This is a genomic window from Citrobacter sp. 50677481 (assembly GCF_001463265.1).
Taxonomy (GTDB): Bacteria; Pseudomonadota; Gammaproteobacteria; order Enterobacterales; family Enterobacteriaceae; genus Citrobacter_A; species Citrobacter_A sedlakii.
This window is the reverse complement of sequence record NZ_LNHZ01000070.1, coordinates 26,897-40,359: the sequence shown is the minus strand read 5'-3', so window position 1 is coordinate 40,359 and position 13,463 is coordinate 26,897. Positions and strand designations below refer to the sequence as shown.

The 13,463-nt window shown below is 56.8% G+C and carries 9 protein-coding genes; 1 reads left to right on the top strand and 8 read right to left on the bottom strand.

Features of this window, described 5'->3' with window-relative positions; genetic code table 11:
- Positions 1–25: 25 nt before the first annotated feature.
- The 4 genes from APU02_RS20075 to aaeX form a co-directional block, all read right to left on the bottom strand.
- Positions 26–1,474 carry an NAD-dependent succinate-semialdehyde dehydrogenase gene (locus tag APU02_RS20075; protein WP_060571047.1) on the bottom strand — a complete coding sequence of 483 codons (1,449 nt, stop codon included), beginning with the start codon at positions 1,472–1,474 and terminating at the stop codon, positions 26–28.
- A gap of 87 nt (positions 1,475–1,561) precedes the next feature.
- Positions 1,562–3,529, bottom strand: coding sequence for a p-hydroxybenzoic acid efflux pump subunit AaeB (gene aaeB / locus APU02_RS20070; protein ID WP_060571046.1), 1,968 nt, complete (start codon positions 3,527–3,529; stop codon positions 1,562–1,564).
- A 5-nt stretch (positions 3,530–3,534) separates the two neighbouring features.
- The gene (aaeA, locus tag APU02_RS20065) at positions 3,535–4,467 is read right to left on the bottom strand and encodes a p-hydroxybenzoic acid efflux pump subunit AaeA (protein ID WP_060571045.1); all 933 of its coding nucleotides are present in this window, start codon (positions 4,465–4,467) and stop codon (positions 3,535–3,537) included.
- 7 nt (positions 4,468–4,474) lie between these two features.
- Complete coding sequence (gene aaeX / locus APU02_RS20060; RefSeq protein WP_000051841.1) at positions 4,475–4,678, bottom strand: p-hydroxybenzoic acid efflux pump operon protein AaeX; 204 nt, start codon at positions 4,676–4,678, stop codon at positions 4,475–4,477.
- 181 nt (positions 4,679–4,859) lie between these two features.
- Between aaeX and aaeR the strand changes: the two genes are divergently transcribed.
- A complete protein-coding gene (gene aaeR, locus APU02_RS20055) occupies positions 4,860–5,792 on the top strand; it encodes an HTH-type transcriptional activator AaeR (protein ID WP_060571044.1) in 933 nt (310 codons plus the stop codon).
- Positions 5,793–5,892: 100 nt separating this feature from the next.
- Here the strand turns inward: aaeR and tldD are convergent, their stop codons facing one another.
- The 4 genes from tldD to APU02_RS20035 form a co-directional block, all read right to left on the bottom strand.
- A complete protein-coding gene (tldD, locus tag APU02_RS20050; RefSeq protein ID WP_060571043.1) occupies positions 5,893–7,338 on the bottom strand; it encodes a metalloprotease TldD in 1,446 nt (481 codons plus the stop codon).
- Between the two features lie 167 nt (positions 7,339–7,505).
- Positions 7,506–11,309 (bottom strand): AsmA2 domain-containing protein YhdP, encoded by a 3,804-nt coding sequence (yhdP, locus tag APU02_RS20045; protein WP_060571042.1) that lies wholly within the window; start codon positions 11,307–11,309, stop codon positions 7,506–7,508.
- Between the two features lie 94 nt (positions 11,310–11,403).
- The gene (gene rng, locus APU02_RS20040; protein ID WP_042291983.1) at positions 11,404–12,873 is read right to left on the bottom strand and encodes a ribonuclease G; all 1,470 of its coding nucleotides are present in this window, start codon (positions 12,871–12,873) and stop codon (positions 11,404–11,406) included.
- Positions 12,863–13,456, bottom strand: a complete 594-nt coding sequence (locus APU02_RS20035) for a nucleoside triphosphate pyrophosphatase (RefSeq protein ID WP_060571041.1) — start codon at positions 13,454–13,456, stop codon at positions 12,863–12,865. Before APU02_RS20035 ends, rng begins: the two co-directional genes overlap by 11 nt.
- Between the last annotated feature and the right edge of the window lie 7 nt (positions 13,457–13,463).

Sequence of the window (13,463 nt, the reverse complement as noted above, 5' to 3'; positions counted from 1 at the left end):
CGCCACCTTCCCGACGCCACCTCACTTACAGGCCGCCAATGTGCAGGGTTTTCACTTCCAGGAATTCGTCCAGCCCCAGCACCGATCCTTCACGTCCCAACCCTGACTCTTTCACGCCGCCAAACGGCCCCAGCTCGGTGGAAACCGCACATTCGTTAATGCCGATCATGCCGCTTTCAATGGCCTGCGAGACGCGGAAAACCCGCTGCAGGTTTTGCGTATAGAAGTAGGCGGCGAGGCCAAACGGCGTGTTATTCGCTCGCTGAATGACCTCGTCTTCGCTGGTAAAACGGAAGCAGGCGGCAACCGGCCCAAAAGTCTCCTCGCTGGCCAGCTTCATGCCATCACTGCACTCCCCCAGCACCGTCGGTAGCCAGAAGTTACCGCCAGACGGATGCGCCTTGCCGCCCGCCAACACCTTCGCGCCTTTCGCCACTGCATCGTCGACGTGCTCACGCACTTTGTCGACCGCAGACGGCTCTATGAGCGGCCCGACCACTACGCCTTCGTCCAGTCCGTTGCCGACCTTCAGCGCCTGTACTGCGTCCGCCAGCCTGCGGGTAAATTCGTCGTAGACGTTCTCCTGAATATAGAAACGGTTGACGCTCACGCATACCTGACCGGCATTGCGGAATTTATTGGCGATCGCACCCTGCACGGCGGCATTGATATCGGCATCGTCAAATACGATATAAGGCGCGTTGCCGCCCAGCTCCATCGAGACCTTTTTCATCGTTTCCGCCGCGTTCCGCATCAGCGTTTTCCCGACGGCAGTGGAACCGGTAAAGGAGATTTTGCGCACTTCATGGCTGGCCATAATCGCGTCGCTGATCTCCTGCGTATTGCCCGCCACGGCGTTGAGGACGCCATCCGGTACGCCCGCTTTCTTCGCCAGGGTAAGCAGCGCAAAGGCGCTTAGCGGTGTGTTATTGGCGGGTTTAATCACGCCGGTGCAGCCAGCGGCCAGCGCCGGGCCAAGTTTTCGCGTCAGCATCGCCATTGGGAAGTTCCACGGGGTTATTGCCGCCACCACCCCCACCGGTTCACGGGTCGCCAGAATGCGCGATCCGGGTTTGACCGGCGGAATAATTTCACCGTTAGCGCGTTTAGCCTGCTCCGCAAACCACTGGATAAAGCTGGCGGCGTACTCCACTTCGCCTTCCGCTTCTTTCAGCGGTTTCCCCTGTTCGGTGGTCATTAACTGGGCCAGCCAACGTTTATTCTCAATAATCAATTCGTACCAACGGTACAAAATAGCCGAGCGCGCTTTCGCCGTTTTCGCTCGCCAGGCGGGAAACGCTTTGCTGGCGGCGGCAATCGCCTCCTCGGTCTGCTGTTTACCCGCTTTGGCGACCTTCGCGATTATCTCGCCGGTGGCCGGGTTCAGGACATCAAAGGTGGTATCCAGCGTTTTCCACAATCCATCAACCAGATATCCCGTCTGGAAAAGTTCGTTCTCCTGGAGCGTTTGCATGGTGTTTCTCCTTTCGATGTCATGGTTTTGCGCACATCGAATAAGTATAGCCATAAAAAAACCGACGCTTTTGGCGTCGGTTTCAGGTCAGCTATCGGTGAGCGCATGTTGATACTTGTGTAGCATGCCGGTCAGACGTTTTACCGGCTCGGTCACCTGCGGCGGCGCTTCCCAGACTCGCAGTTTTTCCTGATAGACGTTCAGTTCCTCCAGCAATTGCGCGAAGTAGCGTCGACGCTTATCGTCATTGCTGGCCGATATTACGTGATCCGCTGTACGGCGCAGCTGGCGGTGAAACGCTGACAGATCCTCGTTGACTGGAACAGGCGCGTCGCGCAGGCGCTGATGCGCAATGATCATCGTCAGGGCAAGACGGAATTTCGGCAGGTCGCCAGGAAATTTGTTCATCAGCAAAAACAACTGCTGATAAAGCGCCGGAAGATGATTCTCTTTACGACGCACCACATTGGTGGTCATCGCCGAGACCGCCGCAGAGACAAACTGGTTCAGCAGCACACGTCCGGTACGGGCGCGGGAGTTATCACGCACCAACAGAATAACCAGGAACGCCAGCACGCAGCCGACAATTTGCCCTAACGCGCTGTCGAGAAACTGACTGAAATGGAAGGTCATCGGGTTGTCCAGTACGATAATGTTAATGGTACTGGCAAGCGCCCCCATCGATCCCAGCCGCCGCTTCTGTACTTCGATCCCGAGAAAGAACCCCAACACCGCAAGGCTCAGACACAGCAGCAACATGCTTTGCTGGGTATTAGGCAGGATCACCAGAAAGTAAAACGCCCCCAACGGCAGCGCCGCGAGCGTCCCGTAGATAAAATCGATCCCCACCATCCGCGGATTCGGCAAACGCATGGCGAGCGAGGTCACCACCGCGATCATGACCATTGCCCCGTTGCCGGAGGTCCAGCCGGTCCACAGCCAGAACAGGCTGCCCAGCACGCAGGAAATCGTGGTACGCCAGAAGTTGACCATCGCATGATGACGCTCGGCGGATTCCACTTTCACCACCGGCTCGCCCTCCAGGATCTCCTCCTCGGTACCGCTAATTTTGGTATTACCGATTACTCCCCGCTTAAGCAGCAGATAGCGCGTCGCCGCCCCGGCCCAGGTGTACAAGGTCACCGGCGTTTCGCGCTCGCCGGTCCACGCAATCACCCGACGCAGGCGTTTAAGCTGTTTATGCACGTCCTGCGCCGTTTCAACGGGCATATCGAAGAACTCCCGGGACGTATCGGTGATCGCTTCCGGTCGCGTATTCTGAATCAAATAGGTTTCGCAGGACTGAGTCACCATGGTCAGCGAAAGCGTGTTAATCGCCTTCAGACGGCGGTTGGCAAGCGCCCAACGCGATGATTCCATGTTCAGGTTACTGCGCATTCCCTCCAGCGCGGCGGTTCGCCGCACCAGATCGCCCCAGGCCTGATCCACTTCTTCGCTGTCGCCATGTTTGATACACAGCTGCATCAATTGGTACTGCGCGACCAGCAGGCTGTCCAGTTCGCGATCCACTTCCTGTTTGATGGATCGCGGAGAAAACAGAAGATCCGCCATGATGGCGCAGACAATCCCGATGACGATTTCGCTACATCGTTCAACGGCGAACTGCGGCGTCAACAGCGGTTCCGGCTGAATGGTGATAACGATAATCAGGGCAGTATAGCCCGACAATCCCCAGGCATAGGAGTTTTCGATACGCACCAGCGACGATGCCCAGGTACAAAACCCCGCCCAGATACAGCACACCATAATCATCAGCAGCGGCGCGCGGATCATCGTCGTGATGATCACCAGGGCGGCAATACAACCGATGAAAGTCCCAATAATACGCAGCATCCCGCGATAGCGGATAGCGCCGGAATAGGGTTCGCCGCCAGCGGCGAAAGCCGGTCCCGCCGCGACAATAGCCGCGGTCAGAACGGCCCAGCGCGGCGTCTCAAGCTGAAAATGAAAACCAACAAACAGCGCCAGTACGATGGCGCATGCCAGTTTAACCGCAAAGCGAATGTGCTGGTTGGCAATGGAAAAAATACCCATCGCGATTAACCAAACTCGCGCAGACGGTGCGCCATTTTACGGAAGAACGAGTCGTTGTTGGCGTCGCGATCCTGCTTACCGGTGACAACCACGGTGGCGGTCGTCCCGGCAGGCCACAGGTTCTCCTGCTGATCGTCAAGACGAATACGCACCGGCACGCGCTGCGCCAGACGGACCCATTCAAGGTTAGAATCGATAGTGGCCATACCTTTGTCGTCACGCGTGCTGCTGGCGTTGGTCACCCCCGCCGCCACGCTGTCCACCGTACCTTTCAGCACCGTGTTGCTGCCCAGCGGGGTGATCTCGGCGCGGTAACCCGGACGCACGCCTTCCAGTTTGGTCTCTTCCATATAGGCCAGCACGTAGAACGAGTTTTGCTTCACCAGCGCCACAGCGGTGGAGCCCCGGGTAATAAATTCGCCAGTATAAACGTTAAGGTTAGTGACCCAGCCGTCGGCCGGAGCGCGGATCACGGTACGCTCAAGATCTAATTTTGCCAGGTCGCGGGTCGCCTGCGCTTTCGCAAGCTGATGTAAGACGGTTTGCAGAACGTTATTGGCCTGGTCGATTTCCTCTCGTGACATCGCCTGTACGCCAAGACGGTTACGGCGGCTGGCCTCCTGACGTTTTTCCTGCGACAGCACCCGGTAATAGGCGACGTCGGCTTCTGCTTCTTCAAGCGCTTTCTTGTAGCGCGGCTGGTCAATGGTAAACAGCACCTGATCTTTCTTTACCAGCTGGTTATCATGCACATTCACGTTAGTGATCAGCCCGGAAACATCGGGCGCAATGGCGACCACGTCGGCGCTGAAGCGCGCGTCACGCGTCCACGGTGATTCGGTGTAATAGACCCAGGCGCGAAAAATAGCGATGAACGCCAGGATGACCAGAACGAGGGTAATGGCCGTACGGGAGAGTTTTCTTGTTAGTGTTTTCACTTCAACCTCAAACGAACAGGCGCGATATTAAGTAAAAGAGACAGCAATACAGCGCGGTATTGAACAGAGCCGGATGCCAGACAAAATCATAGATGCCCGTGGGCACAAGCACCCGGCGCACCAGCCAGAAAATCGCCAGTGACAGAAGCAATTCGAAAAATATCGGTGGGAAGGACAGACCAAACACCACGATAACGGGAAACAGACTCATGTTGACCTTGATTTTTTAGAGAGTGCAGGCGATACAGTTTTTAGCCGTGTCGCCGCGGAGAAGGGCAAGGAAAGCCAGGCGAGAGCGACGCAGCCGTTATTTGAATAATAATATATTAACGTAACTGTTATGCTGTTATCTATAATATGTGATCTAAATCACTTTTAAGCCAGAGTGAATAATGGAACGATTAAAACGGATGTCGGTGTTTGCCAAAGTCGTGGAATTTGGCTCCTTCACCGCCGCGGCCAGACAGCTACAAATGAGCGTTTCATCCATCAGCCAGACGGTTGCAAAACTGGAAGATGAACTGCAGGTTAAACTGCTCAACCGCAGTACGCGCAGCATTGGGCTGACTGAAGCCGGAAAAATTTACTACCAGGGCTGCCGTCGAATGCTCCATGAAGTGCAGGATGTTCACGAGCAGCTTTACGCGTTTAACAATACCCCTATCGGCACGTTGCGGATCGGCTGTTCTTCAACGATGGCACAAAATGTCCTCGCCGGACTGACCGCAAAAATGCTGAAAGAGTACCCCGGCCTGACGGTAAATCTGGTCACCGGTATTCCCGCACCCGACCTGATTGCTGACGGCCTGGACGTGGTGATCCGCGTTGGCGCGTTACAGGATTCCAGTCTGTTTTCCCGCCGCCTGGGGGCGATGCCAATGGTGGTTTGCGCCGCCAAACGCTATCTCGCGCAATATGGCATACCGGAGAAGCCAGCCGACCTCGCAAACCACTCATGGCTGGAGTACAGCGTCCGTCCGGACAATGAGTTTGAGCTGATCGCGCCAGAAGGGATTTCAACCCGTCTGATCCCACAGGGACGCTTTGTCACCAACGATCCGATGACCCTGAGCCGCTGGCTGACCGCCGGCGCGGGCGTCGCCTACGTCCCGTTGATGTGGGTGATCAACGAGATTAACCGCGGAGAACTGGAGATCTTATTACCGCGTTATCAGTCCGATCCGCGTCCGGTTTATGCCTTGTATACCGAAAAAGATAAGCTGCCGCTGAAAGTGCAGGTCGTGATTAACTACCTGACCGATTATTTTGTCGATGTATCGCAGCTGTTTCAGGGAATGTACGGTCGGGGAAAAGAGAAAGGCTAAATTGCACGATGGCGCTGTCGCTTATCGGGCACGCAGGAACACAACACGCCAGGCCGGATAACTCGCAACGTGCGGCCATCCGGCACGGCAGACCCGCGACTTACGCGGTGCCGCCCACGGTCAGGTTATCCACCTTCAACGTCGGCTGACCGACGCCCACCGGCAGGCTCTGTCCTTCTTTGCCGCAGACGCCGACGCCGTTGTCCAGCTTCAGGTCATTACCCACCATAGAGATCTGCTGCATCGCTTCGATCCCGGAACCAATCAGCGTTGCGCCTTTTACCGGTTTGGTCACTTTACCGTTTTCAATGAGATAGGCTTCCGAAGTCGAGAAGACAAACTTACCAGAAGTGATATCCACCTGACCGCCGCCAAAGTTTGGCGCGTAGATGCCATATTCGACGGATTCAATGATCTCCTGCGGGGTGGATTTCCCCGGCAACATATAGGTGTTGGTCATGCGCGGCATCGGCAGATGTGCGTAAGACTCACGACGACCGTTTCCGGTTGGCGCAACGCCCATTAAGCGCGCATTCAGCTTATCCTGCATGTAACCTTTCAGAATGCCGTTTTCGATGAGCACGTTGTACTGGCCCGGCGTGCCTTCATCGTCAATCGCGACAGAACCACGACGATCGACCATCGTGCCGTCATCCACCACCGTACAGAGTTCAGAAGCGACCAGCTCGCCGACCTGTCCACTGAACACCGACGTACCACGACGGTTAAAGTCGCCTTCCAGTCCGTGGCCTACCGCTTCATGGAGCAGCACGCCCGGCCAGCCCGCGCCAAGCACCACCGGCAGCGTGCCTGCCGGCGCGGCGACGGCGGAGAGATTAACCAGCGCCATACGTACCGCTTCTTTCGCCCATGCGTCTGCGCGAACCTCCCCGTCCAGATCCGCAAGGAACCAGTCATAGCCGAAACGACCGCCGCCGCCGCTGGCGCCGCGCTCGCGTTTACCGTCTTCTTCCACCTGTACGCTAACGGAAAGACGCACCAGCGGACGCACATCCGCCGCCAGCGTTCCGTCCGTTGCCGCCACAAGGATCAGTTCATAGACGCCGGTCAGGCTCGCGGTGACTTCCTGCACGCGCGTATCAGCGTCTCGCGCCACGCTATCGACACGACGCAGGATATCGAGCTTCTCCTCACGGGTCATGCTCTGGAGCGGGTCCACTGAGGTATAAAGCGCGGAGTGTTCCACAGCGCCCAGCGTTCTCACTTTCCCGTCACCGCTGTCTCTGACAATGGTGCGCGCAGCCTGTGCGCTCTGGCTCAGCGCCTGCAGGCTGATCTGGTCTGCATACGCAAACCCGGTTTTTTCGCCGCTGATCGCCCGTACGCCCACGCCCTGGTCAATATTGTAAGAACCATCCTTAATGATGCGATCTTCTAAAACCCAGGATTCGTGATAGCTCGATTGAAAATAGAGATCGCCGTAATCGAGACGGCGTTCGGCCAGTTGGCCCAAAATGGCAAACAGATCCTGATGTTTCAGGCCGTTTGCTGCCAGCAATTGTTCACTTACCAGGTTCAGACTCATCGTTTTGCTACTCGTTAGTTGCTGCGTAGGAGAGCGCTATGCTAAAAAATTTACGCCGGATGGCGCTGCGTGTATGCGGCCTACGGAAACGTCATAATGTAGGCCGCTACGTTACCCTCCGGCAAGACTATGTACTGAGAGTGGGGTAATTCCGCGTCGCCGTCAAATCATTGCGTTTTATCTTTCCGCGGCTGGCGCAGAACTTCGTTGATCTGCGGTTGATCGACCGGACCGGTGATGCGATAGCGCAGAATCGACACTTTGTTCCACAGCGGCCCAAGCACCTTACTGGCGGCAAATACCGCCGCGCCGACGATCGGGTTGACCGCAAACGCGGCAGCCACGCCCACCGTGGCAGAGATTTCCGGCGCCACGACCGCTTCAATGTCCAGTTCGCGTCGCACCAGATTAACCGACCCTTTCATAGCGATATCCGCTTCCAGGCCGTCCACCAGCGTATCATCGGTATGCAACACGCCGTCTTTAATCCACGCGGTACTGCGGATCGAATCAAAGTAGAACCCTTCGCTAAAGGTGTCGCTAAAATCAAAACGCAGTTTACGCAGCAGCGCGTCTACGCTGAGCAAGCGCAGGAGCTGCCCGGCGTGGCCGGTGCTTAAGTCGGTGATTTCCCCTTTGCCCAGACGGGTACGAATAATCCCGTTGAGTGAGGCTTCATCTGGCTGCCACGGCGGATTGCGCCAGTGCAGATCGTAATCGACATTAAACGACGCGTTGCGCATCGGCGTGGTCACGCCAAAGAAGCCTGCCGCCGCATCAATCTTGTTGCCGCGCAGTTTGCCTTTAATCGAAGTGCGTTCGCGGCCAGGCGCGTTGACCCACTGGCCGTCTGCGGTGAGCCGGGCAAAGCCGGTGTCCAGCAACCCGTTGCTCAGGTTCAGCGTATCGCCGTTGATCGCCAGATCGGCATCGATGCGCCCATACTTCTGCCCCCATAACCAGCATTCGCTACAGCGCAGCTGCATGTCAGGCCAGCCGCGGAAACTGACGCGATCTACAGTGGCAAACGGCGTCGCGGGAGCGTCGTTTTTTTCTGCAGGTTTCGCTGTGGACGGGTTGTAATAAAGGTATTTGATATTCGCCAGCCACGGCGCGTTATTGCGCATCGCCAGCGTCGCATTGATCTCTCGCCCCTGCGCTTCAACGGTCGTTCCGTTCAGCGCTGGCTGCGAAACAATGCTCATGTTGTTCCACTGTTGACCGCCCAGCGTCAGCGCTGGCGTACGCAGGGTAATGCGCTGAGGAAACTTCGCGCTGCTGGTCACGTTATCCGCCGCACCTTTCTGGAATAACGCCAGCCATTCGGCGCCATCCAACGCGGGCAGATTAAGTTCGATACCTTCCTGTTCGGGCAGTGGCGGTGTGGTTCGACTTTCCGCCGTCCAGATGGCGCGGTCCAGGGTAAGCTTCTGACCCAGCAGCCAGCGGCTGTTGAAATGGTTCTCTTTGTCTGCGTTGCCGGTGAGGGCAAAGCTACGCAGGTCGCCGTTAGCGGTAATGTTAACGGGTAACGGTTCACCGGCTTTTTTATTCAGCGGCGCAGGTAAGCGACTACTTACATTTTTAAGATCGCCGTTCAACTCAACGTGGTAATGCGCGCCTGAACGATACGGCAGGTCAATCCCCACCTTTCCCTTCCACGCCACGCTGCCACCGAGCGCGTCATTCACCTGAACAGGCAATACGCCGGTACGGGTGGGCTGCCAGTTACCGTTGAGGTTCACCGCGACCTGATACGCTTTTGCTCCCTGGGTCGTGGAGAAATCGACGTTCAACGGTTGATTAAACCAGTTCGCCGTCATCGGCCCACTGTGGAGATCGCCATTGGTAAAGCTGAATTTACCGCTAAGGTTTTTCAGGGTGCTGTCGATCGGTTTTATCAACAGACTGTTGTCGCGCAACGTGACGTCGCCTTTCGCCGTTACCAGCTCGCCGTCGAGGGGAATATCCAGATGTAAGCGAGCATTCACATCGCCGCCAATTTGCAACTGCTCAAGGGCGGCGCCGAGCGACTCTTTAAGCGGCGTACCGTCAAAATACGGCCCCACTGCGTCGCCAGGCCCAGTGATATCGGCATCAATCAACAGTTTTTCTTTCGAATAGTCGGGGATGACCGCTGTCAGGTTGGAGGCTTTTACACCACCTAAATCGACACCGTCGGTTTTCATCCACAAGCCGTCGTTAAGGAAATCCAGCTCGATATTCAGATTGGTCAGCGCAGGCCAATCCGGCTGGAAAGCGAATTTGGCGTTACGCAGCGGCACCAGCACTTCAAACTGGCCTTCGTTATGTTTATAGGGGAACAGATGGGGATTTCCGCCATAGACCAGCGTCGCGTTATCCGCTTCACCGCCCTGAATCGCCCCGCTGAGATAGTCCACCAGCGCTTTACCCATCAGGTTTTCCGGAAAATACCGCCAGGCCTGGGAGCCGTCGTCGGTGCTGATACCCGCCAGAATGCCCAGCCACGGCTCGTCGCCTGCGGGTTGCAGATAGCGGAAACCGCCGCGGGCATGTACCGCTTTGGCTTTAACGTCGATATCGCGCCCATCCAGTTGAAAACCTTTCTCATTCTTCAGCCAGTGCAGGGTCGCTACGCCATCTTCAATTTCTAACGGCGCGCGGAAAACCGTTTCATACGGCATTTTCGCCTGCTTCATGGCGGCGGTTAACCGACCATCCTCAACGCTTCCTGAAAGGGTCCCGGAAAAATGCTCTGCTCCCGGCAACAGCTTCCACTGCTTCCACGCCAGATCGCGCCATGCAGCCTGAAAACGGGTCTTTTCGGTCGCATCAAGGGGGATATCCAGCGCCAGCGTGTCAATCGTTCCGCTCGGCTGCGTCGCCTGCCAGACTTCACCAAGCGCAGGCGAGAGCTTCGCCGCCACGGGGCGCAGCCCATCAAGGCCGGCTAAATCAAGATGGCTGGCGCGAATGCGTAGCTCGTCGCTACGTTTACCGTCCGCGCCGCCCACGTCCTGCTCAGGGATCCAGGCAAGCTGCAGTGCGCCGCTCGGCCAGCGTTTGCCGTCCATGGTGATGCGGGTATCTGGAATGGCGAACTGCCAACCGGGCTGTTCGCGACTGATATGCGCCGTCAGGTTATCGACTGCAAGCGTGTGGGTCGTGTTTTCGCCTTTCCAGCTCGCGCCGCCCTTTTTCAGCCAGACATCGCCGCCAGCGATCTCTCCCTTGCTGATGTTCATCCAGCCCTCAAGACTAAAGCGCGCGGTTTCCAGCGCCACGTTGTCCTGCATCCATCGCCCCAACCACGGCTTGACGTCAATGTCGTCCGCCTGCAACCAGACGCGGCCATTATTCAGCAGTCCATCATCGTCGCGCAGGTCCATACGGACCTGCATTACGCCATGTTGACCGGTCAGGCTCGACAGGCTGACCTGCCCCTCCGCGCGGTGACGGTTTCGGCTGTTAAGCCAGGTCAACTGGGGGATAGCCAACTGGGCGCGCTGGCCTGAAAGGGTCAGAAAGCTAATCTGGCTGTCGCGGAGATCGAAGTGATCGAACTGACGCAGAAAAAGATCGCTGATGCGTCCCGCTTCAGGGGTATCCGCGTCTCCGCTGCGTTGAATGGGGGTATTGGTGCGTAGGTTCAGTTGCCAGAACGTCAGATCGCGAAACTGCCAGCGCATATGCAGCAAACTTTGCCAGACATCCAGCGCCAGGGTGACGCGCTTCACCGCAAACTCGCCGCCGTCAGTTAGCTGCACGCGGATGTCCCGCGCTTCCAGCGTTGGACCAAAGTTTTGCCAACTGGCGGTAAGCTGGCTGGCCTCCGTCGGCAAACCGGTCGCGGATTCGATCTTGGCGAGGATGGCAGGACGCCAGCTGTTGAGATGCGGCAGGGCCAGGCGCAGGCCACTGACCAGCAGCGCTACGATGACGACGAGCGCGGCTCCAGTGAGCAGTAATATCCCCGGCAATCGCCTCACGCGTCTCTCCTTGTCTGCCTGAAAGTGGCTCGCAAACTGCAAGCAAAGGGTGCCAGATGGCGGCGTGAACGCGTGATCTGGCCTACGTAAATGATTACATCATTACGACGTCGAACTGCTCCTGGTTATAGAGCGGTTCGATTTGCACTTTAACCTGTTTGCCAACAAAAATTTCCACTTCCGCCAGCGCGTGCGACTCCTCCCCTTTCAGGGCCTCCGCGACCGCCGGAGAAGCATAAACCAGGAAACGGTCGGAATCGTAGGCATGATGCACGCGTACGATCTCACGCATAATTTCATAACACACGGTTTCCACCGTTTTCACCGTACCGCGACCGTGACAGGTTGGACACTCGTTGCAGAGCACATGTTCCACGCTTTCCCGCGTGCGTTTGCGCGTCATTTCCACCAGTCCCAACTGTGAAAAGCCATTGATGCTGGTTTTCACTCGGTCTTTGCTCAGCGCCTGCTCCAGAGAATGCAGAACCCGACGGCGGTGATCGTCATTATTCATATCGATAAAGTCTATGATAATAATGCCGCCCAGATTGCGCAGGCGAAGCTGGCGGGCAATGGCCTGCGTTGCTTCGATATTGGTGTTAAAAATGGTGTCGTCGAGATTGCGATGGCCGACAAAAGCGCCGGTATTGATATCAACGGTCGTCATCGCTTCGGTCTGATCGATAATCAGATAGCCGCCGGACTTCAGCTCAACCTTGCGCTCCAGCGCCCGCTGGATCTCATTTTCCACATCAAAGAGATCAAAAATCGGCTGACGCCCGCTGTAATGCTCCAGCTTGCTGGTCATTTCCGGAATGTACTCGGCGGTAAACTCCAGCAGCGCCTCGTAGGTCAGACGGGAATCCACGCGAATGCGATCCAACTGCGCATCGGCAAAATCACGCAATACGCGCTGCGCCAGCGCCAGTTCGCCGTACATCTGATACCGCGTCTGCGGGCGCTTTTTGCGCTCCATGACTTTCGTCCAGACACGCTTGAGGTAGGCGGCATCGGAAGCCAGATCGTCTTCACATACGCCTTCTGCCGCGGTGCGAATGATAAATCCACCCTGCTCGTCGCAATATTCCGCCACCACCTTTTTCAGTCTTTCGCGTTCGGCTTCGCTTTCAATACGCTGAGACACCCCAACGTGTGACGCGCCGGGCATAAAGACCAGATAACGGGAAGGCAGGGTGATGTCGGTGGTCAGACGCGCGCCTTTGGTGCCGAGGGGATCTTTCACCACCTGCACCATCAGATCCTGTCCCTGACGCACCAGTTCGGAAATGTCCCGTACGGTAAACTGTTTCTGCTCATCGCCCGCCACGCATTCGGTATGCGGCATGATGTCAGAAGCATGAAGAAATGCGGCTTTATCCAGCCCAATATCTACAAAAGCCGCCTGCATACCCGGCAGTACGCGACTTACCCGACCTTTGTAGATATTGCCTACGATTCCCCGTCGCGCCTCACGCTCAATGTGAATCTCCTGGAGGATCCCGCCGTCGATATACGCCACACGCGTTTCCGATGGCGTTACGTTTACCAACAATTCAGCCGTCATGTTTATCCCTTTTCTCACGCAGTGAGTTAAAATTGCTTAGCAACTCATACGTTTCAACCAGCGGTAAGCCGACTACGGCGTGATAGCTGCCATTTATCTTCCTGACAAAACAGCCACCCAGCCCCTGAATACCGTATGCACCTGCTTTATCCATCGGTTCACCGCTGGCGATATAGTCAGCGATATCCGCATCCGACAACGCTCTGAACGTCACGTCGGTCACCACCAGACAGTCGAGCACGTACTGACTGTCGGCCAGCGCCACGGCGGTCATCACCTGGTGCGTCTGCCCGGATAGCTTACGCAGCATTGTCGCGGCGTGTTCTGCATCGCGCGGTTTCTCTAAAACTTCACCATGAAGGATGACGATCGTGTCCGCCCCCAGCACTGGCAAATCGCGCGGGGTCTGCGTCACGCCCGCCTGTGCTTTTTCACGCGCCAGCCGAGAGACATACTGCTGCGCGCTTTCCCCTGCGCCGCGCATCTCTTCGATACCGGTAACGATACGCTCGAACGCAACGCCCAATTGGGCGAGCAGTTCCTGGCGGCGGGGTGAACCGGAAGCTAAGTATAGAGACGTCATAGAAACC

Excerpts from the sequence above, each read along its gene's own strand:
- APU02_RS20075 (WP_060571047.1), bottom strand. The coding sequence starts at position 1,474 with ATGCAAACGCTCCAGGAGAACGAACTTTTCCAGACGGGATATCTGGTT.
- aaeB (WP_060571046.1), bottom strand. The coding sequence starts at position 3,529 with ATGGGTATTTTTTCCATTGCCAACCAGCACATTCGCTTTGCGGTTAAA.
- aaeX (WP_000051841.1), bottom strand. The coding sequence starts at position 4,678 with ATGAGTCTGTTTCCCGTTATCGTGGTGTTTGGTCTGTCCTTCCCACCG.
- aaeR (WP_060571044.1), top strand. The coding sequence starts at position 4,860 with ATGGAACGATTAAAACGGATGTCGGTGTTTGCCAAAGTCGTGGAATTT.
- tldD (WP_060571043.1), bottom strand. The coding sequence starts at position 7,338 with ATGAGTCTGAACCTGGTAAGTGAACAATTGCTGGCAGCAAACGGCCTG.
- rng (WP_042291983.1), bottom strand. The coding sequence starts at position 12,873 with ATGACGGCTGAATTGTTGGTAAACGTAACGCCATCGGAAACGCGTGTG.
- APU02_RS20035 (WP_060571041.1), bottom strand. The coding sequence starts at position 13,456 with ATGACGTCTCTATACTTAGCTTCCGGTTCACCCCGCCGCCAGGAACTG.